Raw genomic sequence first — 23,352 nt, 5'->3', positions numbered from 1 at the left:
CGGCGTTCCGGGGATCGGGTGGGGGTCTTGACGAGAGGGGGCGACAGGGCGCACCCTATCCCGACCGTAGTTAACGGACTAATTCCGAACCTGTTGCCCTAGTGTGGACTGGAGCGCCGATGGTGATCGGTCTGGTCATCCACGTCAGCCACCGGGCCGTCTTCGAGGACGCGGCCCGGACCCTGGCCGGGGTGAACCTGGAGTGGATGGTCTACGAGCACGAGGACCAGGTCCGGGACACCGTCGCCGACCGGCTCGCCCGACAGCACGTCGACGGCCTGCTGCTCGGCCCGGTGCCGTACGCGAAGTGCCGGGACCTGCTGCCGCCGGACCTTCCGGTGGCGATCCTCCGCTCGGCCGGGCTGGACCTCTCCCTGGCGCTGTTCAAGGCCCTGTCCCGGGGTTGGCGACCGACCCCGGTCAGCATCGACACCTACGACGCCCGCACGGTCGACGAGGTGGCCGGCGCGCTGGACCTGGACCCGGCCGGGATCAGTCTGCTGCCGTACGACCCGGAGCAGACCGTCGCCGAGATCGTCGGATTCCACCGCGCCGCACTGGCCCGGACCGGTGCCGACTACGTGATCAGCCTGCGCACCGCGGTCGCGGAACAGCTGCGCGGGGCCGTCCCGGTGCTCGGCGGACTGCCCGGCCCGGCGACCCTGCGGGCCCAGCTGCACGAGCTGGCGCTGCGGGTGCAGTCGAAACGGGCCAGCGCGCTGCGCTTCGCCGCCGGGGTCTTCCTGGTCGGCCGGACAAACCCGCAACCCGACCTCGACCGGGCCCGGGTAGGCCTGATGAACCTGCTGATCAACACGCCCGAGTTCGGCGACGCCTGGATCGAGAACCGGGGCCGCCGCGGTGTGGTGGTCTTCGCCCACCAGGCCCTCTTCGAACAGGCGACCAACAGCTGGGTGACCCTGCCGGCGCTGGGACAGGCACAGGAGACGCTCGGGATCCGGGTCGCCGCCGGGTTCGGGGTGGGCGCCTCGGCCCGCAGCTGCCTGCAGCTGGCCGAGCGGGCGGCCGCCCGGGCCGAACAGGAGGACACGCCGAGCGCGTACCTGGTCGAGGACAGCGGCGTGATCATCGGGCCGATGAGCCCGGCCGGATCGGCCGTCACCTTCACCTACCGGGGGCACGGCGCCGCACTGGAGCGGATTGCCGCCGAGGTGGGGCTCAGCGCGGCGACGCTGTCGCGGCTGGCGGCCGTCGAACGGTCGCTGGCGGGCCAGGCGATCTCCCCGGGTGACCTCGCCCGACAGCTCGGCATCACCGACCCGAGCGGGCGACGGCTGATCCGCAAACTGAGCGAGTCCGGACTCGTCGAGGTGGAGGGCAGCACCCAACTGCACCGCAAGGGGCGGCCCGCCCGGCTGTACCGACTGCGCATCGGCGCGACGGTCGAGCAGGCCCGATGACCGGGACCAGCGACACCCCCGGCTGGGACCTGCTGCTGACCGGCGGAGACCTGCTCGATCCGGCCGACCGGCGCGCCGGTCCGCACGACATCGCGATCCGGGCCGGTCGGATCGCCGCCGTGGCACCCCGGCTGCCCCGGGCCGGTGTGACCGAGGTGGTCGACCTGACCGGACGGTTGGTCACCCCCGGCCTGGTGGACCTGCACACCCACGTGCATCCCGGTGCGACGTACTGGGGAATCGACCCGGAACCGGTGGCCTGGCGGTCCGGGGTGACCACCTGGGTGGACGCCGGGTCGGCCGGGGCCTGGTCCTTTCCGGCCCTCGCCGCCGCCATCGCCGGCTATCCGGTACGGGTACCCGCCCTGCTGAACATCTCCGCGGCCGGGCTGGTCGCCCCGGTCGGCGAATCCCGGAACCTCGCGAACTGCGACGTCGACCTGGCGGTGGCGACCGTACAGGCGTACCGGGAGACCATCGTCGGCATCAAGGTCCGGATGGATCGGCACAACGTGGGATCACACGGGCTGGCCCCGCTCCGCCGGGCGGTCGAGGCGGCCGCGGCCACCGACCTGCCGGTGATGGTCCACATCGGAGCCGGACCGCCCACGATCGGTCAGCTGCTGCCCCTGCTGCGACCCGGCGACATCATCACGCACTGTGCCAGCGGCATCGCCGCGGGTCCGACCGGGTTCGACCCGGCGGCGAAGGACGCCTACCAGGCGGGCATCCGGTTCGACCTCGGGCATGGCTCCGGCGGCTTCGCCTTCGACGTCCTCGAGGCGCAGCTGGCCGCCGGTTTGCCGCCGCACGCGGTCTCCACCGACCTGCACAGCCGCTCGCTGCACGGCCCGGTCTTCGACCTGCCGACCACGATGGCCAAGCTGCTGGCCGTCGGGATGAGCCTGGAACAGGTGGTCGCGGCGGCGACGATCGGACCGGCCCGGGCACTCGGCCTCACCGACGGAGCCGGCACGCTCGCGATCGGCGCGCCGGCCGACCTCGCCGTCTTCACCGTCGAACCCGACCGGTTCGAGCTGTCCGACGTGCACGGACAACGCCGTACGTCGCCGATCCGGCTGGTCAACGAGGTGACGTACCGGGCCGGCCGGCCGATGCCGCCCCGGCTGTCCGGGCCCGTCCCGCCGTGGGTCCCGCTCACCGACGCCCAACGGCACGCACTCGCCGAACGGGACCGGGCGGTACGTCGACTGCTGACCACACCCCTGGTGGGCCCGGACGGGCTCGCCGAACAGTTCCCCCGAGACGGAGGCTGACCCATGCCCAAGCGGATCGTCGTCGCCGAGCAGGCGGCACCACCCGGCGGCCCCTACTCCCACGCGGTGGTCGCCGGCGACTTCGCGTACCTCTCCGGCGCCTGCCCGGTGCTACCGGACGGCACCTGGGTGAAGGGTGACTTCGCCGCGCAGGCGCGAGCCGCGTTCGGCAACCTGGCCCGGGTGGCCGAGGCGGCCGGCGGCGACCTGACCGACGCGGTACGGGTCGGGGTGTACCTGCGCGACTTCGCCGACTTCCCGGCGATGAACGAGATCTACCGGGAGTTCTTCGGCGCCGAGAACCTGCCGGCCCGGACCACCCTGCCGGTCGCGTTGAACGGCTTCGACATCGAGGTCGACGCGGTCCTCCACCTCGGCGGGTAGCCGGACGCGGCGCCCCGGCCCGTAGGACATCCAAGCCGACCCACCCCGAACCTGGCTCGCTACCAGAGGGAGACAACCTGTGCGGAAACTCCTCGTCCTGACCGCGCTCGGCGCCCTCGTCCTCGGCGCCGCGGCCTGCGCACCCTCCACCGACCAACCGACCACCAACACCGACTCCCGGACCGGCACCCTGCGGGTCTGGCTCTTCGACGAGGCCAACCGGACCGCCAAGGAGGCGGTGGTCAACGAGGCGATCGCCGAGTTCAGGACCCGCCACCAGGACGTCACGGTCGACGTCAGCTACCTCGCCACCGACACCCGGGCCGAGCGGTACCGGGGTGCGCTCAACGACCCGGCGAGCGCGCCGGACGTGACCGAGATCGGCAACACCGACCTGGCGAGCTTCGTCGCCTCGAACGGGATGGCCGACGTCACCGCGGAGAACCGGAACTGGGCCGAGGCCGCCGACCTGCCGCCCGACCTGGTCAGCACGGTGACCGTGGGCGACAAGGCGTACGGCGTACCGTGGTGGATCGGGGTACGGGCCCTGTACTACCGCACCGACGTCTTCGCCGCCCTCGACCTCGAACCGCCGACCTCGTACGCCGAACTGGTCACCGCCGCGAAGAAGGTGCGGGCGGAGAACCCGGAGATGCTCGGCATCGCGGTCGGCGGGCTCTACACCTTCGGCGCCCTGCCGTTCGTCTGGGACGCCGGCGGCGACATCGCCACCGGGTCGGCCGGCGGCTACACCGCCGCCATCGACTCACCGGCGGCCAAGGCCGGCGTCAAGGCGTACACCGACCTGTTCAGCCCGGACATCTGCCCGGCGCAGCAGTGCGTCGACCTGACCGGCGGCGGCACCGTCGAGGCGTTCGCGGCCGGCCGGGCCGGGATGGCCATCCTCGGCAACTTCAACCGTTCGGCGGTCGACGCCGGCGCGGTCAAGGGGAAGTACGGCGTCGTCCCGCTGCCCGGAGCCAGGCCCGGCTCGATCGCACCCGCCTTCGCCGGCGGCAGCAGCCTCGGCGTCTTCCGCTCCACCGGCCACCGCACCCTCGCGGTCGAGTTCATGCAGCTGCTGGCGAGCCGGAAGTACACGCTGAAGCTGTACGACGCGATGGGCTTCGTACCGGCGATGCGGTCGGCCCGGACGGAGGTGATCGGCAAGGAGCCGTTCCTCAAGCCGTTCGTCGACACGATGGACGCCGGTACGCGGTTCGTCCCGGTCGACAAGGCGTGGACCACCATCGACGCCGAACGGATCCTGCCGAACATGCTGCAGAAGATCATCACAGGTCGGGCGACCGTGGACGCGGCGACGGCCGAGGCGAAGACCCAGATCAGCACGGCGTTCGGGAAGTAGCCACCGGTGTCCGTGACGATCCGCCGGCGGCGGCTGACGCCCCTGTGGTTGCTGCTGCCGGCGTTCGCCGTACTGGTGCCGATGTTCGCGTACCCGCTCTACCAGCTTGGGCTGCTCTCCCTCTTCGAGTACGGGCAGCCGCAGGTCAGTGGCGGCGTACCGGCCCGGTTCCTGGGTGTCGGCAACTACCGGACGCTCGTCGCCGACCCGACGTTCTGGACCGTGCTCGGCCAGACGGTGCTCTTCGCCGCCGGCTGTGTGGTGGTGACCCTGGCGGTCGGCGCGGCACTGGCGGTGCTGCTGACCCGGGTCGGCCGGGTGGCCCGGGCGGTCCTGTCGTTCGCGGCGCTGACCGCCTGGGCCGCACCGGCGATGACCGGCTCGGTGGTCTGGATGTTCCTCTTCGACAGCAACCTGGGCCTGGTCAACGAGGTGCTCGGGCTGGGCGCGTACAACTGGCTCTACGACCGTACGGTGGCGTTCGCGCTGGTCGGCGCGGTGGTGGTCTGGCACTCCTTCCCGTTCGTGATGATCACCCTGTACGCCGGCATCGAGGCGATCCCCCACTCGGTGCGGGAGGCGGCCGCGCTGGACGGCGCGGGTGCGTTCACCACCTTCCGGCGGATCATCGCGCCGATGTTGCGGCCCCTCATCGTGATCGTGGTGATCCAGTCGATCATCTGGGACTTCAAGGTCTTCACCCAGATCTACGTGATGACCCGGGGTGGCGGCATCGCCGGCCAGAACCTGGTGCTCAACGTGTACGCCTACCAGAAGGCCTTCGCCTCCGCCCAGTACGGCCTCGGCTCGGCGATCGGAGTCGTGATGACGGTGATCCTGCTCGTGGTGACCCTGCTCTACCTGCGCGCCCTCCGCCGCACCACCGGCGAGTCCCTGTGAGTGCGAGGAGTGAGCGGGGTGTGCGAGCCCCGCAGTCACGAACGGACGGGGGTGCGGTGAGTGCGAGGAGTGAGCGGGGTGTGCGAGCCCCGCAGTCACGAACGGACGGGGGTGCGGTGAGTGCGAGGAGTGAGCGGGGTGTGCGAGCCCCGCAGTCGCGAACGGACGGGGGTGCGGTGAGTGCGAGGAGTGAGCGGGGTGTGCGAGCCCCGCAGTCACGAACGGACGGAAGTTGGGTGAGGACGAGCAGGAGTGGGCGGGGCACGACCCGGGTGTGGCGTCGGGCCGCCGACGCGGTCGCGGTCGGCGTCGCCGCGGTCACGGTCTTCCCGATCTACTGGATGGTGCTCTCCGCGCTGAAGCCGACCGGCGAGATCCTGTCCGCCGATCCGCGACCGTGGACCCTGCACCCGACCCTGGAGCACTTCCGTTCGGCACTCGGGGTCAGCGGATTCGGCCGGTACTTTCTGAACAGCCTGGTCGTGGCGCTGTCCGTGGTGGCGTTGAGCGCGCTGGTCGCGTTCCTGGCGGCGGTGGCGCTGACCCGCTACCGGTTCCGTACCCGCACCACGATCCTGGTGCTCTTTCTGATCGCCCAGATGGTGCCGGTCGAGGCGTTGAGCATTCCGCTCTTCTTCCAGATCCGCGACCTCGGCCGGAGCGTACCCGGGGTCGGGCTGAACACCCTCGGCTCGCTGGTGCTGGTGCAGTTGGCCTTCAGTCTGCCGTTCGCGATCTGGATGCTGCGCGGTTTTGTCGCGGCGGTGCCGCCGGAGGTGGAGGAGGCCGCCACCCTGGACGGCGCCGGCCGGTTCACCATCCTCTGGCGGATCCTCTTCCCACTGGTGGCGCCGGGTCTCGCCGCGACCTCCGTGTTCTCCTTCATCACCGCGTGGAACGACTTCCTGTTCGCCCGGACGTTCATCATCAGCGCCACCGAGAACCAGACCCTGCCGGCCGCGCTGCTGGTCTTCTTCAAACCGGACGAGAACGACTGGGGCGGCATCATGGCCGCCTCCACCCTGATGACCATCCCGGTGCTGGTGTTCTTCGTCTTCGTCAGGCGCCGCCTGGTCTCCGGCCTCGGTGGCGCGGTGAAGGACTGATGGAGGTCACGAGCGAGGCGGTCAACCTGCTGCCCCATCCGGTCGACCTCCGGGCCGGTTCCGGCGGCTGCCCGCTGACCCCGACCACCACGCTCGCCGCCGACCCCGCCTGTGCCGGGGTCGCCCGGTGGCTGCGGGAGACCCTGTCCCGGAGCACCGGCCTGCCGCTGCCCGCTGTCGGGCCCGGGGCGGACCCGCCGGCCGTCGTGCCACCGGACGGCGCCGGGCCGGCCACCGGCATCAGACTCTCCGTCGACCCCGCACTGCCCGCCGAGGGCTACCGGCTACGGGTACGCCCCGACGGTGTCACCGTCACCGGTGGTACGCCGGCCGGCGTCTTCTACGGTGCGCAGACCCTGCTCCAACTGCTGCCCCCGACGGTGTACCGGCGGGCGCCGGTGTCTTCCGGCCCGTGGACCGTACCGGTGGTGGAGATCGACGACCGGCCGCGTTTCGGCTGGCGGGGCTTCATGCTGGACGTCGCCCGGCACTTCATGCCGGTCGCCGGGGTGCTGCGGATCATCGACCTGCTCGCCGCGCACAAGCTCAACGTGCTGCACCTGCACCTCACCGACGACCAGGGTTGGCGGGTGCAGATCCGGCGCTACCCGCGGTTGACCGAGGTCGGGGCGGGGCGGGCCGAGTCGATGGTCGGCTCGCGCCAGCACGAGCGGTTCGACGGGCGGCCGCACGGCGGCTACTACACCCAGGACGACCTGCGGGAGATCGTGGCGTATGCGGCGCAGCGGTTCGTCACGGTGGTGCCGGAGATCGACCTGCCCGGCCACACCCAGGCGGCGATCGCCGCGTACCCGGAACTCGGCAACCGGCCCGACCAGCCGGTCACCGTCTCCACCCGGTGGGGGGTCTCGTCCCGGGTCCTGAACGTCTCCGACGAGACGGTCGCCTTCTTCCGCAACGTTCTGGACGAGGTGATGGAGCTCTTCCCGAGCCGACACATCGGGATCGGCGGTGACGAGTGCCGCAAGGACGAGTGGCGGACCAGCCTCGCCGCCCAGCGACGGATCCGCGAGCTCGGGCTCGCCGACGAGGACGCGCTGCAGGCCTGGTTCGTCCGACAGTTCCAGGAGCATCTCACCGCCGCCGGCCGGGTGGCGTACGGCTGGGACGAGATCCTGGAGGGCGGCCCGCCACCCGGCGCCACCGTCGCCGCCTGGCGGGGGCCGGCCCTGGCGGTGGCGGCGGCCCGGGCCGGTCACGACGTCGTCGCCTGCTGGGACAGTGCCGCCTACCTGGACTACCGGCAGTCCGCGGATCCGGGCGAGCCGATCCCGGTCGGTACCGTGCTCGACGTGGCGGCGGTCCGGGCCTTCGAACCGGTGCCGCCGGAGCTTCCGGCCGACCTGCGGCACCGGATCCTCGGCGCCCAGTGCAATCTCTGGACCGAGCACGCCGACAGTCCCCGGGCCGTCGACTACCTGGCCTTTCCCCGCCTCTCCGGATTCGCCGAGGCGGTCTGGTCGCCGTCGGGGGCCGCCCCGTGGCAGGGCTTCTCCCGGCGTCTGGCCGGGCACCTCGACCGGTTGACCGCGATGGGGGTGGAGCACCGCCCGCCCGACGGGCCGCTGCCCTGGCAGCGCCGGCCGGACGCGCGCGGCTGGCCCCGTGAGCCCGCCGACCGGGCGGCCGAACTCGCCGCCCTCACCGGCAACGTGCTGTCGACATCCGCCGCCGGTCACCCGACCGGCCGCCCCGGACCTACATGAAGTTGCGGGTGTGCAGGGCCGACACGGCCGCCGCCTCGTCGTCCGGAAAGCCGATGTACTCCAGCCGTCGACGTCGACCGGCGTCCATCGCCTCCTGCAGCCGGAGCACCTCCTGCCACCCCCGGGCGATCGCCGCCGGTTTCCACGAACCGGCGGCCAGCACCACCAGCGCGTCGAAGACCTGCCGGTTCAGGCCGGCGGTGTCGGCCAGTACCGCGTGGCGGCGTTCGACCGCGTTACGCAGCCGGTGCAGGAAGGCCGGGTCGGCGCGGACCACGTGCGCGGTGTGCGCGACCCCGAACGCGACGTGCCGAGCCTCGTCGCGGGCCGCGAGCCGGGTGACGTCGGCGGTGACCGGGTCGGGGGCGTGCCGGTGCAGGAAGTGCAGCAGGTCCAGGAAGCTTCCCTCACCGAGCACGGAGAGCAGGAACGAGGCGAGGGTGAAGTCCGGTTCGGCCAGCAGGGTCTGCAGCGAGGCCCGCCCACCGGCGCCGGAGAGCCCGAGTACGTCCCGCCGCAGCAACGCCCGACGGGTGAAGATCTCGACGTGCCGGGCCTCGTCCGCAGCCTGGGCCGCCAGCAGTTGCATCACCTCGCGGTAGTGCGGGTGCAGCCGGGCGAGCATCCGGGCCGGGATCATGAGCGCGGCCTGCTCGTTCTCCACCAGGTACGTCATCACCTGCACGACGAGGTCCTCGACGTCCTCCGGCACCGAACCGGCCGCCGCCCAGTCGACCGCGGTCGCCGGGTCCCACTGGTTCGCGGTCGCCTGCGCGTACAGCCGGGGTGCGATGTCGGCCCAGACGAGGTCGCGGTCGACCCAGTCCACAGCGAGCGGTGGACCACCCGGCTCGACCAGCGCGCCCCGGGCCGCCAGACCCCACTCCCGATCCGCGTGCGGTACGACGTCGGCGGCGGTCCGGCCGGCCCGCCGCGCCCCCCGCCACCGGTCGAGGTCGGCGCTGCCCCGGAGCACGGTCCGGGTGATCACCCCCGGGCCGGACGTCGCCGCCGACCCGTACCGGCCGCCGGTCGACACCTCCCCGCCCAGGTCACCGGTCGCGGTTGACATGGCTCCGCCCGGATTCCGCTCGTCCGGTCCGGGTTCGAGCCGGTGTCCCTCGGCCCGGCACCAGGCCGCCAGGTGCAGGCCGAGTGCCGGGTGACGGCCGTGCACGACCAGCCGGTCACCGGGGGAGAGCCCGGCCAGCGCCCGGTCGACCAGCAGGTGCCCGCCGGCGTCGAAGCCGAGGTCGTCAAGGTGAACGATGGCCGGCACCGAGGGCTCCGTCGGCTTGGTAGAAACCGGTGTCGGTGACCGCCCGGTCCAGTGCGGCGTACCGGTCGGTGCGGCCCGGCAGCCACTGCTTCAGTCCTTCGAGATCGAGCAGCGGACGGGCGGTGTCGTCCGCGTAGGACATTCCCAGCAGCAGGCCACCGAAGGTGTCGACGAGCGCGGAGTCGGCCCGGGGCCCGACGGTCATGGTGCAGTGGTCGTACGGTTCGGTCCGGGCGAGCACCCGTACCGAACCGGCCGGCAGGGTGCCCTCCCGCCCGAACAGCAGCAGGCTCGCGTCGAGCAGGCAGGCCGCGTCGGCCCGCCCGGTGCGCAGCGCCTCGGCGGCGTCCCGTTCGCCGCCGACGTGGTCACCGTGCAGACCGACGCCCACGTCGAAGCGGAGCAGGTCGAGCTCCTTCTCCGGGTCGACGCCGGCGTCGCGGAGCAGCGCCAGTGGCAGCAGTGTCGCCTGGGGTGAGTCGACGGCACCGGTGGCGACGGTCCGGCCGCGCAGGTCGGCGGGGGAGTGCAGGTCCGAGTCGGCTCGGACCACGATCACCGAGGTGAGGTCGCGGTCGGTGTCGCGCATCGCGACGGCGCGTACGGTGACGTTCCGGGCCCGGGCCAGCCGGTGGGCGCGGATCCAGGCCAGCGGTGAGTTCCAGGCCAGGTCGACCCGGCCGGCGAGCAGGTCGTCGACCTGCCGCTCGTAGTGGGCGTAGAGGACGTAGTCGAGGTCCAGGCCCCGCTGTGCGAACCAGGACCGGAAGCCGGTCCAGATGGTGACCACCTTGGGGTCGTAGGCGACCGCGCCGAGCAGCAGGGTGCGGGTCATCCGGCCGTTCCGTCCAGCAGTGGCAGGCCGCAGAGCGCCCGGCCGACGAAGTCCAGCAGCGCCGACGTGGTCGGGGCCATCACCCTGGCGGCCCGGGAGTCCCGGAACCGGCGTTCGATGCCGAGTTCGCGGCGGAACGCGGCACCGCCGCACGCCGTCATGGCCAGGTCGGCCACCTCGGCGGCGCCGCTGTCCGCCGCCGCCTTGACCTCCAGGACCAGCAGTTGGGCGTCGTCGCGACCCTCCTCCAGCGCGGCCAGGGTGCGGTCGAGGAGTGCGGTGGTGCGGTCGGTCTCGATCCGCATCCGGGCCAGCAGTGCCCGGGACTCGGGCTGCTGTGCCAGGGACCGGTCCAGGTGACGCAGGTGGGTACGGGTCAGGTGTTCCGCCGTCTCGCCGGTCACCGCCTGCATGAGCCCGCTGCTCGCGGCGGCGTTGAGCAGGAGGAACCACGGCAGTACGGCGGAGAGTGCCAGGTCGAGGCCGGCGCCGTCGGTGCCGAGCAGGGCCGTACGGGAGACCGTCAGGTCAGTGCCGGTGACCGGGCGGGAGTCGTTGCCGCGCAGGCCCAGCCCGTCGAATTCGGGACCGACCGACAGTCCGGGGGTGTCGGTCGGGACCAGCCACAGTGTCATCGGCCCGGGTGCGGCGAGTGGCCGGCTCGACCAGATGTAGCTGTCGGCGTGGCTGGCCGAGGTGACCCAGCTCTTGCGGGCGTCGAGTCGGATCTTGTCGCCGTCCCCGGTCGCGGTGCCCAGTGGCGCCCAGAAGTGGCTCCGGGAGCCGGTTTCGGAGAAGGCGAGGGTGGTCAGGTGCCGTCCGGCGGCGATCTCCCGCAGCACGTCCGCCCGGTCGGCGGCGACCAGGGCAGCAACCGCGCTGTAGTGCATCATCACCACCATCGCGGTCGAGCCGCAGGCGGTGGAGAGTTGCCGGACGACGTCGGCGGCGGCGGGTAGGCCCGCGCCGCCTCCACCGTGGCGGCTCGGCACGGTGAGGGCGAGCAGACCCGCGCCGGCCAGCGCGTCCACCGCCTCGCGGGGGAAGGTGGCGGTCCGATCGACGGTACCCGCCGAGGGTACGACGATCTCCTTGACGATGCGCTCCAACGGATTCTGGTAGGTCACGCGTCCTCCCGGAAAGTGGGCCGCCATCCATCGTAGGTGAATGCGTACTCTGCGTCACGGTCACGTTTCTGTGGGGATCCGGTCCGTTCCGTCGACCTCACCGGGGCCGGGCGACCGCCGGTACTTCCGGGGGATGCCCGCCGGCCCGGATCCGGGCCACCCGACGCTCCCGGGGTGGGCCGGCGACCAGGTGGCCGACGACCGCGAGCAGGCCGACCGCGCCGACGGCCAGCCAGTGCCCGTCGCCGAGGTACTGCAGACTCGTTCCGCCGATGGTCGGGGCGACGAACGCCGCGGCCGGGAAGGTGAGGTAGAAGACCGCCTGGTAGCGGCCGCGCAGCAGGGGCGGGGCCAGTTCGGCGTTGATCTCGGCGTTCGGCGGTGCGGCGAGCATCGAACCGACGGTCCAGACCAGCGCCGCCAGCAGGTAGCCGGGAAGTTGGTCGGCGAGTGCCAGGCTGGCGTACCCGATCGCCGTCAGGGCGGTCGCGGCGGCCAGCACCCGGTGTTTGCGGCGACCGTCGATCAACCGGGGCACGAAGAGCTGCCCGGCCACGATGAGTCCGCCGCCGAGCGCCACGACCAGCCCGTACGCCGAGGGGCTGAGTCCGTCGGCGCGCATCGACAGCGGCAGCACGGTGGAGTTCTGGGTGCTGAGGACGGCGAGCACGAAGGTCAGTCCGACGAAGGCCAGGAAGGTCCGGTCGGTGAGTGGGGTGCGCAGCCCGGCCCGGGGGCCGACGCTGGTCCGGTGCCCGGGGGTCAGGGTCTCCGGCACCTTCCAGGCGATGATGACGGCGGTGCAGAGCGTGGCGCCGGCGTCGACCAGGAACAGGGCCAGGTAACTCGCCTCGGCGAGCAGTCCGGCGAGCGCGGAGGCTCCCGCCGTGCCGAGGTTGAAGGCCCAGAACTGCAGGTTGAACGCGCGGGACCGCCGGGCCGCCGGCACCACGTCGACGATCGCGGCGACAAACGCGGGGCCGGGCATCGAGTGGGCGAGGCCGACCAGTGCGGCGAGCAGGGCGATGGTCGGCACGTCGGCGGCCACCGCCATCGCGGCCATCAACGCCGACGCGCCCAGGTGGGACCAGACCAGGGTGCGGCGTCGGCCCCAGCGGTCGGTGAGGACGCCGCCGAGCAGCACCCCGGCCACCCCGCCGATCCCGTACGCGCCGACCGCCAGCCCGGTGAGTGCCGGCCCGACCTGGCGGACCTCGGTGAGGTAGAGCGGGAGGAAGAGCATGGCGAACGCGCCGACGCGGTTGATCAGGAGTCCGGACCAGAGGTACCAGAAGGTTGCCGGTAGGCCACCGGCGGTGTCGACGAACCACGTCCGGACGGTGCGCACCGGTCCTCCGATAAAGATTGTTTCCAGTTCTTCGGCCGGGTAGACGCTAGGGCGGCAGCGGCCGCCACGCCAGGGTTTTCCTTGTCACGTACCTCGTGGGCAGGCCGACCGGCGACGTCCGTACTGTCACGATGGGGATACGCGCTGTTCTGGCCCGGGTGCGTTTCGTCCATCATGGTGGTGTGTTGGTGCCCCGACGCTGGATGCTGCCGATGTCCATGGCCCTCGCCGTAGGGCTGGGAGCGCTGACTGTCGCGGTGGTGCTGCGGTGGTGGGCTTGGCCCACCGGACCGGTCCCGGCCGCGGTGTGGGCCTGGACCGAGCGGGCGAGCTGGATCACCGGGGTGCTGGGCCTGCTGATCGCCGTACTGGCCCTTCGCAGCCAGCGCCGGCCGATGGTCCACCGCCCGGTCGGGACGACGGCCACGACACCACTGGCACCCGGTCTCGGCTCGGTCGAGGTCGGCCAGTTGACCACCCCGGTACGGGGCCGGGACGCACTGATCGACCAGGTGCTTCGGGAACTGCACAACGCGCCGCCGTCGCGGGTCCGCGTCCTCGCCGGGATGGGCGGGAGCGGGAAGACCACGGTCGCCCGGGCCGTGGCCAGGCGGGCCCGGGACGCCGGGTTCACCGTCTGGTGGGTTTCCGCCGCCACCACCACCGACCTCTGGACCGGCATGCGTCAGGTGGCGACCCGGCTCGGTGGCCGGGACAGTGAACTCGACCGGGCCTGGAGTGGCGCCCAGAGTGCACCGGACCTGCTGTGGCGGCTGCTGGCCGGATACCGTGGTCGATGGTTGCTGGTCATCGACAACGCCGACGATCCGGAACTACTCTCCGGCGGCGGCGCGACGGTGACGTTGGGTACCGGATGGCTCCGACCCGTGACGTCACGCCGAGGCCTGATCCTGGTCACCAGCCGCGACGCCGACCCGGAAACCTGGGGACCCTGGTGCCGGCTGTACCGGGTCGGCATGCTCGACCAGGCCGCCGCCGGGCGGGTGCTGCGCGACCACGCCGGCGATGCCGCCGGTACCGAGGCCGAGGCCGAGGCGCTGGCGGTACGGCTCGGCGGACTGCCGCTGGCGCTGCGGCTCACCGGAGCGTTCCTCCGCGAGGTTGCCGGCTCACCGTGGCCGGTGCCGGCCGCGACGTTCACCGGATACCGGAAGGTCCTGGACGCGGGGCGGCTCGACCCGTTGACGCCCCCGGACGAAGTCACCGACGCGACCGCGTCCGGGGTGGTCGGCCGGAGCTGGGATCTGTCGTTGGAACTGCTCGACCGGCGGGGGATGACCAGGGCCCGGCCGCTGCTCCAGTTGCTGTCCGGGCTCGCCGACGCCGACGTGCCGTACCGGATCCTGCTCGACCCGGCGACGCTGGCCGGTACGTCGCTCTTCACCGGCCTGGACGGCGCCGAACTGTGGCGGCTGCTCCAGGCGCTGGCGAGCCTCAGCCTGCTCGACCAACGCCCGGCGTACGGCCCAGCCGAGGAACTGCTCCGGATCCATCCGCTGGTGCGCAACGCCAGTTGGCGGAACGCCGACGAGGGTGACCGGGCCGTCCTCGCCGGCCTCGCCGCCGCGCTCACCGTCGGAGCCGCCGAACGCGAGCATGCGTCGTCGACACCCGACGGGCCCGATCGGTGGCCGGTCTGGCAGGCGCTGGCGCCGCACGTCCTACAGGTGCTGCAGACGGTCTCGGAGTCGGCGACGGTGCCGCCCGAGGCGGTCGTCCTGGCCGCGCGCGCCGCCCACCTGACCGCCCGGCACCTGCACCGGCGTGGGCTGTACGGGCAGGCGGAAGAGGGATACCGGGCGGTGCTCGAGACGCGTCGGAGGGTGCTCGGTGACGAGGCGCCGCAGACCCTCGCGGCGCGGCACGACCTCGCCCGGGTCCACCATGACCGGGGCAGGTACGACGTGGCCGAGGCGGCGCACCGGCAGGTGCTCGCGATCCGTCGGCGGACACTTGGCGACGGGCATCCGGACGTCGCCGCGACCCGGCACCACCTGGCCCGCGCGCTGCACCACGGGGGGCGGTACACCGAGGCGGAGGCGGAGTACCGGCGCGCCCTGGCGGTCCGTCGCCGTAGCCTTGGGGAAGAACACCGGCTGACCCTCGCGACCCGGCACCAGCTCGCCCGGGTGCTGCACAACCGGGGCCGGCTGGCCGCCGCCGAGGCGGAGTGCCGGGAGATCTACGCGACCGAGGTCCGGGTACTCGGCGCCGAACACCCGGACACCCTGATCACCCGGCACCAGTTGGCCGTGGTGGCGCAGGCCCAGGGACGGCACGGGCAGGCCGAGGCCGAGTACCGGGCGGTGCACGCGATCCAGCGTCGGATCCTCGGCGACCGCCACCCGGACACCCTGATGACCCTGCACAACGTGTACCGGGGCCTGCTCAACCTCGGCCGGCTGGAGGAGCAGTTGGCCGGATACCCCGACATCATCGACGGGCGGCGCGAGGTGCTCGGCGACGAACACCCGGCCACCCTGACCACCCGGAACAACTACGCCGTGGCCCTGCACGGCGCGGGTCGGCTGGCCGAAGCCGAGCGGGTGGTGCGCGACGTGTTGGAGGTCTACGTACGGGTCTTCGGCGCCGACCATCCCGACGTGCTGGCACCCCGGGACACCCTGGCCGCGATCCTGTTCGACCAGGGCCGTCTCGCCGAGGCGGAACGGGAGTTCCGGCTGCTGCGCGCCGTCGGTGCCCGGGTGCTCGGTGAGTCGCACTCCTACACGCTGATCATGCGGTACCAGATCGCCGCGACACACCTCAGCGCCGGTCGGTACGCCGAGGCGGAGGCGGGGTACCGGGCGGTGCTCGTCGACCAGGAGCGCCAGTTCGGCTCCGAGTCGACCGACGCCCTCATGTCCCGGCACGGCCTGGCCCGGAGCTGGTACGCCCAGGGACGGTACGCCGAGGCGGAGGCCGGCTACCGGGACGTCGTCGTGGCCTGGGGGCGTCGGCCCGGCGACCACCGGCTGGGAGCGCTGGCTCCTCGGGCGGACCTCGCGTTGGCGCTGGCCCGGCTCGGCCGGGCGGTCGAGGCCGAGGCCGAGGTCCGGGAGGTGCTGGACATCCAGTACCGGCTGTTGGGGCGGCGTCATCCGGACCTTCTCGACACCCGCGCGGCACTGGCCGAGATCCTCGCGGTGAGCGGCCGTCCGGACCGGAGCCGGGCCGAGGCCCGGGGGATCCTGCGGACCGCCCGGTCGGTGCTCGGCGACGACCACCCGTTCACCGGGTTCGTCCGACGGGCTGCCAGGACAGGCCGGTTCGACTGGTCTGATCGGACCCGCCCGAGACCGAACAGCCGCAGTTCCGACGTCTTCAACGACGCGGTGTCCGAGGTGAACATGCCACAGCACCGGCACGACGACTGGTGACGTAGTCCGGGTCGCCGCCGCCGAACGGACGGCTCGATAGGTTCCGCCTATTGATCAATCGGACCTACCGATATGCATATTGTATTCAGAGCGCCGTATCGTGGGACTCGACCGGTCGGAGCGAGCGGAGGGTGGGTCCCCGTGGGAAGTCCTGGCGCCACGACGAGGGCGGATCGGGTGCGGGCGCTGGTCGCCGCACACCGCGGCGACCGGGGTGCGCTGCTGCCGATCCTGCACCGGATCCAGCACGAGTTCGGCTACGTCGACGCCGACGACGTGCCGGTGCTGGCGAACGAACTCAACCTCTCCCGCGCCGACGTGCACGGCGTGGTCACCTTCTACACCGACTTCCGATCCGAGCCGGCCGGGCGGACCGTGGTCAAGCTCTGCCGGGCCGAGGCCTGCCAGTCGGTGGGCGCCGACCAGCTCGTCGGGTACGCCGAACAGTCGCTCGGCATCAAGCTCGGGCAGACCACACCGGACGGTGCGGTCACCCTGGAGCAGGTCTTCTGCCTCGGCAACTGCGCGCTCGGCCCGGCCGGTCAGGTCGACGATCGCGTCCACGGACGACTCACCCCGCAGCGGCTCGACGCCCTGCTCGACCCGGCCCGGCTGAGCGGATCCGCCGGGGTGGCGAACGGAAAGACGGTGAACCCATGACAACCCCGGTCACGGTGTACGTACCCCGGGACTCCGCCGCGCTCTCGGTCGGCGCCGACCTGGTCGCCGCCGAGCTGGAACTGGCGGCGGCGCGGGCCGGACGACCGGTCCGGGTGGTCCGCAACGGCTCGCGCGGCATGCTCTGGCTGGAACCGCTGGTCGAGGTGGTCACCGAGCGCGGCCGGATCGGGTACGGCCCGGTGCCGCCCGAGCGGGTCGGCGAACTGGTCGACGCCGGGCTGCTCGACGGCGCCGACCACGAACTCTGTCAGGGGGTCATCGAGGAGCTGCCCTGGCTGGCCGACCAGACCCGGCTCTGCTTCGCCCGGGTCGGGGTCACCGACCCGCTGGACCCGGAGGACTACCTCGCCCACGGTGGACTCGCCGGGTTGCGCCGCGCCCTCGAGCTGCCGCCCGCCGAGGTGGTCGCCCAGGTCACCGAGTCCGGCCTGCGTGGCCGGGGCGGCGCGGGCTTCCCGGCCGGCATCAAGTGGAAGACGGTCGCCGACACCCCGGGCGCGCTCAAGTTCGTCTGCTGCAACGCCGACGAGGGGGACAGCGGGACCTTCGCCGACCGGATGCTGATGGAGGGTGACCCGTTCGTCCTGATCGAGGGGATGACCATCGCCGCGTACGCGGTCGGGGCGACCGAGGGCTACGTCTACATCCGCTCCGAGTACCCGGACGCCGTCGCCACCATGCGGCGGGCGATCGAGCTCGCCCGGGCCCAGGGCTGGCTCGGTGTGGACGTCCTCGGCTCCGGTCTCCGGTTCGACCTGCACGTGCGGGTCGGTGCCGGCGCCTACATCTGCGGTGAGGAGACCGCGATGCTGGAGAGCCTGGAGGGCAAGCGGGGCATGGTCCGGGCCAAGCCGCCGATCCCGGCCATCACCGGGCTGTTCGGCCGGCCGACCGTGGTGAACAACGTGCTGACCCTCGCCTCGGTGCCGACGATCCTCGCCGACGGTGCGGCGGCCTACCAGGCGCTCGGGGTGGAACGGTCGCGCGGCACCCAGGTCTTCCAGTTGGCCGGCAACATCAACCGGGGCGGGGTCTTCGAGACCGCGTTCGGGATGACGCTGAGCGATCTGATCCACATCTACGGCGGCGGCACCCGCTCCGGCCGGCCGGTCCGGGCCGTGCAGGTCGGTGGCCCGCTCGGGGCGTACCTGCCGGCGGACGGTCTGGACCTGCCGATGGAGTACGAGGCGTTCGCCGCGGCTGGCGCGATGCTCGGCCACGGTGGCATCGTGGTCTTCGACGACACCGTCGACATGGCGGCGATGGCCCGGTTCGCGATGGAGTTCTGCGCCGAGGAGTCCTGCGGCAAGTGCACGCCGTGCCGGGTCGGCGCGGTGCGGGGGGTCGAGACCATCGACAAGATCGTCGCGGGTCAGGACCCGGACGACAACCTGGCCCTGCTGGGGGACCTCTGCGAGCTGATGACCGAGGGTTCGCTCTGCGCGATGGGCGGGCTCACCCCGATGCCGGTACGCAGCGCGCTGCTGCACTTCCCCGACGACTTCACCGCCCGTGAGAAGAAGCGCTCGGAACAACTCCCTGGCCGATTTGAGGAGGCCACGTCATGAGCCTGCTGAAGGAACCCGATCTCGGTACCCCGGCGAAGGACGGCCCGGCAACGGTGACGGTCGAGGTGGACGGCCTGCCGGTGTCCGTACCGGAGGGCACCTCGGTGATGCGGGCCGCTGCGTTGAGCGGCATCGACATCCCGAAACTCTGCGCCACCGACAGCCTGGAGGCGTTCGGCTCCTGCCGGCTCTGCCTGGTGGAGATCGACGGTCGCCGGGGCACCCCGGCCTCCTGCACCACCCCGGTCGCCCCGGGAATGAAGGTCACCACGCAGTCGCCGAAGTTGGAGAAGCTGCGCCAGGGAGTGATGGAGCTCTACATCTCCGACCACCCGCTGGACTGCCTCACCTGCTCGGCGAACGGCGACTGCGAGCTGCAGGACATGTCCGGCGTGGTCGGCCTGCGCCAGGTCCGGTACGGCTACGAGGGTGCGAACCACTACGAGGAGCCGACCGACACCAGCAACCCGTACTTCAACTTCGAGGCGTCCAAGTGCATCGCCTGCTCCCGGTGTGTCCGGGCCTGTGGTGAGGTGCAGGGGACCTTCGCGTTGACCATCGAGGGACGCGGCTTCGAGTCCAAGGTCTCCGCCGGCGGCACCGACTTCATGTCGTCGGAGTGTGTCTCCTGCGGCGCCTGCGTGCAGGCCTGCCCGACGGCGACGCTGCAGGAGAAGTCGGTCGTGCAGCTCGGCATGCCGACCCGTACCGTGCTCACCACCTGCGCGTACTGCGGGGTCGGCTGCTCGTTCAAGGCGGAGCTGCGGGGCACCGAACTGGTCCGGATGGTGCCGCACAAGGACGGCGGCGCCAACGAGGGGCACTCCTGCGTCAAGGGCCGGTTCGCCTTCGGCTACGCCACCCACCCGGACCGGGTACTCACCCCGATGCTGCGGGAGAGCATCGCCGACGAGTGGCGGCCGGTCGACTGGGAGACCGCGATCTCGTACACCGCGACGAAGCTGCGGGAGATCCAGGCCCGGTACGGTGTCGGCGCGATCGGCGGCATCACCTCGTCGCGGACCACGAACGAGGAGGTGTACGTCGTCCAGAAGATGATCCGGGCGGCGTTCGGCAACAACAACGTCGACACCTGCGCCCGGGTCTGCCACTCGCCGACCGGGTACGGGCTGAAGCAGACCTTCGGCACCTCGGCCGGCACCCAGGACTTCCGCTCGGTGGCCCAGTCCGACGTGATCATGGTGATCGGGGCCAACCCGACCGACGGGCACCCGGTCTTCGCCTCCCGGATGAAGCGCCGGATCCGCGAGGGCGCCAAGCTGATCGTGGTCGACCCGCGCCGGATCGACCTGGTCCGCTCGCCGCACATCGCGGCGACCCACCACCTGCAGCTCGCCCCCGGCACCAACGTCGCCGTGGTCAACGCGATGGCGCACGTGGTGCTGACCGAGGACCTGGTGGACCGGGACTTCGTCGCGCAGCGGTGCGAGGGCTTCGACGAGTGGGCGGAGTTCATCGCCCGGCCGGAGAACAGCCCGGAGGCGGTCGAGGAGCTGACCGGCGTACCGGCCGAGGAACTGCGGGCCGCCGCCCGGCTCTACGCCACCGGCGGCAACGCGGCGATCTACTACGGTCTCGGCGTCACCGAGCACAGCCAGGGCTCGACCATGGTGATGGGCATGGCCAACCTGGCGATGGCCACCGGCAACATCGGCCGGGAGGGCGTCGGGGTCAACCCGCTGCGCGGGCAGAACAACGTGCAGGGCTCCTGCGACATGGGCTCGTTCCCGCACGAACTGCCCGGCTACCGGCACGTGTCGGACGACGTGGTCCGCGGGGTGTTCGAGGAGATGTGGGGACGTGACCTGGTCGCCGAGCCGGGGCTGCGGATCCCGAACATGTTCGACGCGGCGATCGAGGGCAGCTTCCGGGCGCTCTTCGTCCAGGGTGAGGACATCGCCCAGTCCGACCCGAACACCAAGCACGTGACCGCCGCGCTGGCCGCGATGGAGCTGGTCGTGGTGCAGGACCTGTTCCTCAACGAGACGGCCAAGTTCGCGCACGTCTTCCTGCCGGGCACCTCGTTCCTGGAGAAGGACGGCACGTTCACCAACGCGGAGCGCCGGATCAACCGGGTCCGTCCGGTGATGCCGCCGAAGACCGGCAAGCACGAGTGGCAGATCGTCGCCGAGATCGCCCAGGCGATGGACTACCCGATGCACTACGACCACCCGAGCCAGATCATGGACGAGATCGCCGCCCTCACCCCGACCTTCGCCGGGGTCTCGTTCGACAAGCTCGACAAGCTCGGCAGTGTGCAGTGGCCGTGCAACGACAACGCCCCCGAGGGAACGCCGATCATGCACATGGACGGCTTCGTCCGGGGCAAGGGCCGGTTCGTGCAGACCCCGTTCGTACCGACCCGGGAACGCAGCACCCGCAAGTTCCCGCTGATCCTCACCACCGGCCGGATCCTCAGCCAGTACAACGTGGGGGCGCAGACCCGACGGACCGGCAACGTGGCCTGGCATCCGGAGGACGTACTCGAGATCCACCCGCACGACGCGGAGGTCCGGGGCATCACCGACGGCGACCTGGTCACCCTGGCCAGCCGGGTCGGTGAGACCTCGCTGCGGGCGGTCTTCTCCGACCGGATGCCGGTCGGGGTCGTCTACACCACCTTTCACCACCCGGTGACCGGGGCGAACGTGGTGACCACGGAGAACTCCGACTGGGCGACGAACTGTCCGGAGTACAAGGTCACCGCGGTCCAGGTCGGGCTGAAGAATCCGCCCCGACCGCAGGACACGGCCCAGACCGGGGAACTGCTTCCGGCGATGGCGGACTGACATGCACACCGACATCTCGCCCCAGGTACGGATGGCGAACGAGATCGCCGTGCAGTTCCGCCACCAGGCGCCGGAGCTGGCGGCGCCAGCGATCGCCGAGCACATCCAGGCGTTCTGGGAGCCTCGGATGCGGGCCGAGCTGTTGCGGCGGATCGAGACGGAGCCGGACGCGTTCGACCCGCTGGCCCTGGCCGCCGCGCGGCTGGTGCGCCGCTGACCGATCCATCCTGAACGGCCCCGTGGCCCTGTACCGGTACCGGACAGGGCCACGACCGTTCCTGCCTTGACGCGCTTCCATACTGCATACAGAATCCTAAACGTGACCATGTCACGTGAGCGCCAGGGAGGGCCCGTGCCGACACACCACCTCCGCTACGACGTGAACTGCTCGATCCTCTTCACCGAACTTCCGATCCTGGAACGTCCGGCGGCCGCCAAGGCGGCCGGATTCGACGCGGTCGAGTTCTGGTGGCCCTTCGCCGAGGCGGTGCCGCCCACCGCCGAGGTGGACGCGTTCGTCGCGGCGATCCACGACGCCGGTGTCCAACTGGTCGGGCTCAACTTCTTCGCCGGCGACATGCCCGGCGGGGACCGGGGCCTGGTCTCCTGGCCCGGACGCTCCGCGGAGTTCCGGGAGAACGCCGCCCTGGTCGCGGCGATCGGCGCCGCCACCGGCTGCCGGAACTTCAACGCCCTGTACGGCAACCGGCTGCCCGACGTCGACCCGACCGAGCAGGACGAGGTGGCGGTGGAGAACCTGGCCGTCGCGGCCGCCGCGGTGGGCCGGATCGGCGGCACCGTACTGGTCGAGGCGGTCAGCGGCCCGCAGCCGTACCCGCTGCGCACCGCCGCCGACGCGATCGCCGTCATCGAGGTCGTCCGGGACGAGCGCGACGTGGAGAGCCTCGCCTTCCTCGCCGACCTGTACCACCTCACGGTCAACGGCGACGACGTCGTCAAGGTGACCGAACACGCCCACCGGATCGGACACGTCCAGATCGCCGACGCGCCCGGCCGGCACCAGCCGGGGACCGGCGACATCGACCTCGACGGCCACCTGGCCCGGCTGGAGGCGGCCGGCTACCACGGCTGGGTCGGCCTGGAGTACGTGCCGAGCGGCCCGAGCGCCGAGAGCTTCGACTGGCTGCCCCGGGACCGTCGGGCCGGCTGACGGCTGCCGGCGGGCACGTCGGCCCGGCTGAGTCACCAACCGCCAACCAAAGGAGATCGCTGACATGACCACCGTCGGTTTCATCGGCCTCGGCATCATGGGCGGCCCGATGGCCATCAACCTGATCCGGGCCGGATACCAGGTCGTCGGCTACGACTACAGCCCGGCCCGCAACGACGTACTCGCCCAGGCCGGCGGTGAGGTCGCCGCCGACATCGCCGAACTCGTCCGGCGTGCCGACACCGTGATCACCATGGTCCGCGACTCGGCCGACGTCGAGACCGTGGCCCTCGGCGAGCAGGGCATCCTGGCCAACGCCCGGCCCGGACAGCTCTACGTCGACATGAGCAGCATCTCCCCGCAGACCGCCCGGCAGGTCGCCGAGGCAGCCAAGGCCCACCAGGTACGAGTCCTGGACGCCCCGGTCAGCGGTGGCGAGGCGGGAGCGGTCGAGGGCAACCTCTCCATCATGGTCGGCGGCGAGGCGGCCGACTTCGAGGCGGCGCGACCGATCTTCGAGGTGGTCGGTGCGACCGTCGTCCACGTCGGGCCGCACGGCGCCGGGCAGACGGTGAAGGCGGCGAACCAGCTCATCGTCGCCGGCACCATCGAACTCGTCGCCGAGGCGATCGTCTTCCTCGAGGCGTACGGGGTGGACACCGAGGCGGCGGTCCGGGTCCTCGCCGGCGGGCTGGCCGGCAACCGGATTCTGGACCGCAAGGCGGCCGGAATGCTGGCCCGGCAGTTCCAACCCGGTTTCCGGATCGACCTGCACCACAAGGACATGGGGATCGTCACCTCGGCGGCCCGTGAGGCCGGCGTGGTCATCCCGCTCGGTGCGGCGGTGGCCCAGCTGATCGCCGCGCTGAAGGCCCAGGGCGACGGCGGACTCGACCACACGGCGCTGCTCAAGCTGGTCGAGCAGCTCTCCGGCCGGACCGGCGCCTGAAC

18 protein-coding genes are annotated in these 23,352 nt (G+C 72.0%); 14 read left to right on the top strand and 4 right to left on the bottom strand.

Annotated features, from left to right (window positions below):
* Positions 1 to 119 precede the first annotated feature (119 nt).
* The 7 genes from ABGB05_RS27025 to ABGB05_RS26995 all read left to right on the top strand — a co-directional run bounded on the left by ABGB05_RS27025 (position 120) and on the right by ABGB05_RS26995 (position 8,181).
* Positions 120 to 1,421 (top strand): helix-turn-helix domain-containing protein, encoded by a 1,302-nt coding sequence (locus ABGB05_RS27025; RefSeq protein ID WP_347656648.1) that lies wholly within the window; start codon positions 120 to 122, stop codon positions 1,419 to 1,421.
* Positions 1,418 to 2,698: an amidohydrolase/deacetylase family metallohydrolase gene (locus ABGB05_RS27020; RefSeq protein WP_347656646.1), complete on the top strand. Its 1,281-nt coding sequence runs from the start codon at positions 1,418 to 1,420 to the stop codon at positions 2,696 to 2,698. The genes ABGB05_RS27025 and ABGB05_RS27020 overlap by 4 nt, the downstream gene beginning before the upstream one ends.
* 3 nt (positions 2,699 to 2,701) lie before the next feature.
* Positions 2,702 to 3,082, top strand: a complete 381-nt coding sequence (locus ABGB05_RS27015; RefSeq protein ID WP_347656644.1) for a RidA family protein — start codon at positions 2,702 to 2,704, stop codon at positions 3,080 to 3,082.
* A 79-nt stretch (positions 3,083 to 3,161) separates the two neighbouring features.
* Positions 3,162 to 4,448: an extracellular solute-binding protein gene (locus ABGB05_RS27010; protein WP_347656643.1), complete on the top strand. Its 1,287-nt coding sequence runs from the start codon at positions 3,162 to 3,164 to the stop codon at positions 4,446 to 4,448.
* A 6-nt stretch (positions 4,449 to 4,454) separates the two neighbouring features.
* Complete coding sequence (locus tag ABGB05_RS27005; protein WP_347656641.1) at positions 4,455 to 5,348, top strand: sugar ABC transporter permease; 894 nt, start codon at positions 4,455 to 4,457, stop codon at positions 5,346 to 5,348.
* A 236-nt stretch (positions 5,349 to 5,584) separates the two neighbouring features.
* Entirely contained in the window at positions 5,585 to 6,454 is an 870-nt protein-coding gene (locus ABGB05_RS27000) for a carbohydrate ABC transporter permease (RefSeq protein WP_347656639.1), read from the top strand.
* Positions 6,454 to 8,181 carry a beta-N-acetylhexosaminidase gene (locus ABGB05_RS26995; RefSeq protein WP_347656637.1) on the top strand — a complete coding sequence of 576 codons (1,728 nt, stop codon included), beginning with the start codon at positions 6,454 to 6,456 and terminating at the stop codon, positions 8,179 to 8,181. Before ABGB05_RS27000 ends, ABGB05_RS26995 begins: the two co-directional genes overlap by 1 nt.
* Here ABGB05_RS26995 and ABGB05_RS26990 read toward each other — a convergent pair.
* The 4 genes from ABGB05_RS26990 to ABGB05_RS26975 form a co-directional block, all read right to left on the bottom strand.
* Positions 8,174 to 9,460, bottom strand: coding sequence for a ferritin-like domain-containing protein (locus tag ABGB05_RS26990; RefSeq protein WP_347656635.1), 1,287 nt, complete (start codon positions 9,458 to 9,460; stop codon positions 8,174 to 8,176). The two genes, ABGB05_RS26995 and ABGB05_RS26990, sit on opposite strands and share 8 nt — an antisense overlap.
* Positions 9,438 to 10,295 (bottom strand): phosphate/phosphite/phosphonate ABC transporter substrate-binding protein, encoded by an 858-nt coding sequence (locus tag ABGB05_RS26985; RefSeq protein ID WP_347656633.1) that lies wholly within the window; start codon positions 10,293 to 10,295, stop codon positions 9,438 to 9,440. Before ABGB05_RS26985 ends, ABGB05_RS26990 begins: the two co-directional genes overlap by 23 nt.
* Positions 10,292 to 11,422, bottom strand: coding sequence for an acyl-CoA dehydrogenase family protein (locus ABGB05_RS26980; protein WP_347656631.1), 1,131 nt, complete (start codon positions 11,420 to 11,422; stop codon positions 10,292 to 10,294). Before ABGB05_RS26980 ends, ABGB05_RS26985 begins: the two co-directional genes overlap by 4 nt.
* Positions 11,423 to 11,519: 97 nt before the next feature.
* The gene (locus ABGB05_RS26975) at positions 11,520 to 12,770 is read right to left on the bottom strand and encodes an MFS transporter (RefSeq protein WP_347656629.1); all 1,251 of its coding nucleotides are present in this window, start codon (positions 12,768 to 12,770) and stop codon (positions 11,520 to 11,522) included.
* Positions 12,771 to 12,952: 182 nt separating this feature from the next.
* On the opposite strand from ABGB05_RS26975, the gene ABGB05_RS26970 reads away from it, so the two are divergent.
* The 7 genes from ABGB05_RS26970 to ABGB05_RS26940 all read left to right on the top strand — a co-directional run bounded on the left by ABGB05_RS26970 (position 12,953) and on the right by ABGB05_RS26940 (position 23,350).
* Positions 12,953 to 16,171 (top strand): tetratricopeptide repeat protein, encoded by a 3,219-nt coding sequence (locus tag ABGB05_RS26970; RefSeq protein ID WP_347656627.1) that lies wholly within the window; start codon positions 12,953 to 12,955, stop codon positions 16,169 to 16,171.
* Between the two features lie 141 nt (positions 16,172 to 16,312).
* Positions 16,313 to 16,831, top strand: coding sequence for a formate dehydrogenase subunit gamma (locus ABGB05_RS26965; protein ID WP_347656625.1), 519 nt, complete (start codon positions 16,313 to 16,315; stop codon positions 16,829 to 16,831).
* A complete protein-coding gene (locus ABGB05_RS26960; RefSeq protein WP_347656623.1) occupies positions 16,828 to 18,420 on the top strand; it encodes an NADH-quinone oxidoreductase subunit NuoF in 1,593 nt (530 codons plus the stop codon). The genes ABGB05_RS26965 and ABGB05_RS26960 overlap by 4 nt, the downstream gene beginning before the upstream one ends.
* The gene (gene fdhF, locus ABGB05_RS26955) at positions 18,417 to 21,230 is read left to right on the top strand and encodes a formate dehydrogenase subunit alpha (protein WP_347656621.1); all 2,814 of its coding nucleotides are present in this window, start codon (positions 18,417 to 18,419) and stop codon (positions 21,228 to 21,230) included. Before ABGB05_RS26960 ends, fdhF begins: the two co-directional genes overlap by 4 nt.
* A gap of 1 nt (position 21,231) precedes the next feature.
* A complete protein-coding gene (locus tag ABGB05_RS26950) occupies positions 21,232 to 21,447 on the top strand; it encodes a formate dehydrogenase subunit delta (protein ID WP_347656619.1) in 216 nt (71 codons plus the stop codon).
* 135 nt (positions 21,448 to 21,582) lie between these two features.
* Complete coding sequence (locus tag ABGB05_RS26945; RefSeq protein ID WP_347656617.1) at positions 21,583 to 22,401, top strand: TIM barrel protein; 819 nt, start codon at positions 21,583 to 21,585, stop codon at positions 22,399 to 22,401.
* Between the two features lie 64 nt (positions 22,402 to 22,465).
* Entirely contained in the window at positions 22,466 to 23,350 is an 885-nt protein-coding gene (locus ABGB05_RS26940; RefSeq protein WP_347656615.1) for a 2-hydroxy-3-oxopropionate reductase, read from the top strand.
* Positions 23,351 to 23,352: the final 2 nt, after the last annotated feature.

The sequence above is a fragment of the Plantactinospora sp. B5E13 genome, assembly GCF_039871775.1.
In the GTDB taxonomy this organism is placed as follows: Bacteria; Actinomycetota; Actinomycetes; order Mycobacteriales; family Micromonosporaceae; genus Plantactinospora.
The sequence above is the reverse complement of the archived record's forward strand: the minus strand, read 5'-3'. Positions and strand labels throughout refer to the sequence as shown.

Bases quoted from the DNA above. Each gene is read 5' to 3' on its own strand.
- ABGB05_RS27025 (WP_347656648.1), top strand. From the start codon at position 120: ATGGTGATCGGTCTGGTCATCCACGTCAGCCACCGGGCCGTCTTCGAG.
- ABGB05_RS27020 (WP_347656646.1), top strand. From the start codon at position 1,418: ATGACCGGGACCAGCGACACCCCCGGCTGGGACCTGCTGCTGACCGGC.
- ABGB05_RS27015 (WP_347656644.1), top strand. From the start codon at position 2,702: ATGCCCAAGCGGATCGTCGTCGCCGAGCAGGCGGCACCACCCGGCGGC.
- ABGB05_RS26995 (WP_347656637.1), top strand. From the start codon at position 6,454: ATGGAGGTCACGAGCGAGGCGGTCAACCTGCTGCCCCATCCGGTCGAC.
- ABGB05_RS26985 (WP_347656633.1), bottom strand. From the start codon at position 10,295: ATGACCCGCACCCTGCTGCTCGGCGCGGTCGCCTACGACCCCAAGGTG.
- ABGB05_RS26960 (WP_347656623.1), top strand. From the start codon at position 16,828: ATGACAACCCCGGTCACGGTGTACGTACCCCGGGACTCCGCCGCGCTC.
- fdhF (WP_347656621.1), top strand. From the start codon at position 18,417: ATGAGCCTGCTGAAGGAACCCGATCTCGGTACCCCGGCGAAGGACGGC.
- ABGB05_RS26950 (WP_347656619.1), top strand. From the start codon at position 21,232: ATGCACACCGACATCTCGCCCCAGGTACGGATGGCGAACGAGATCGCC.
- ABGB05_RS26940 (WP_347656615.1), top strand. From the start codon at position 22,466: ATGACCACCGTCGGTTTCATCGGCCTCGGCATCATGGGCGGCCCGATG.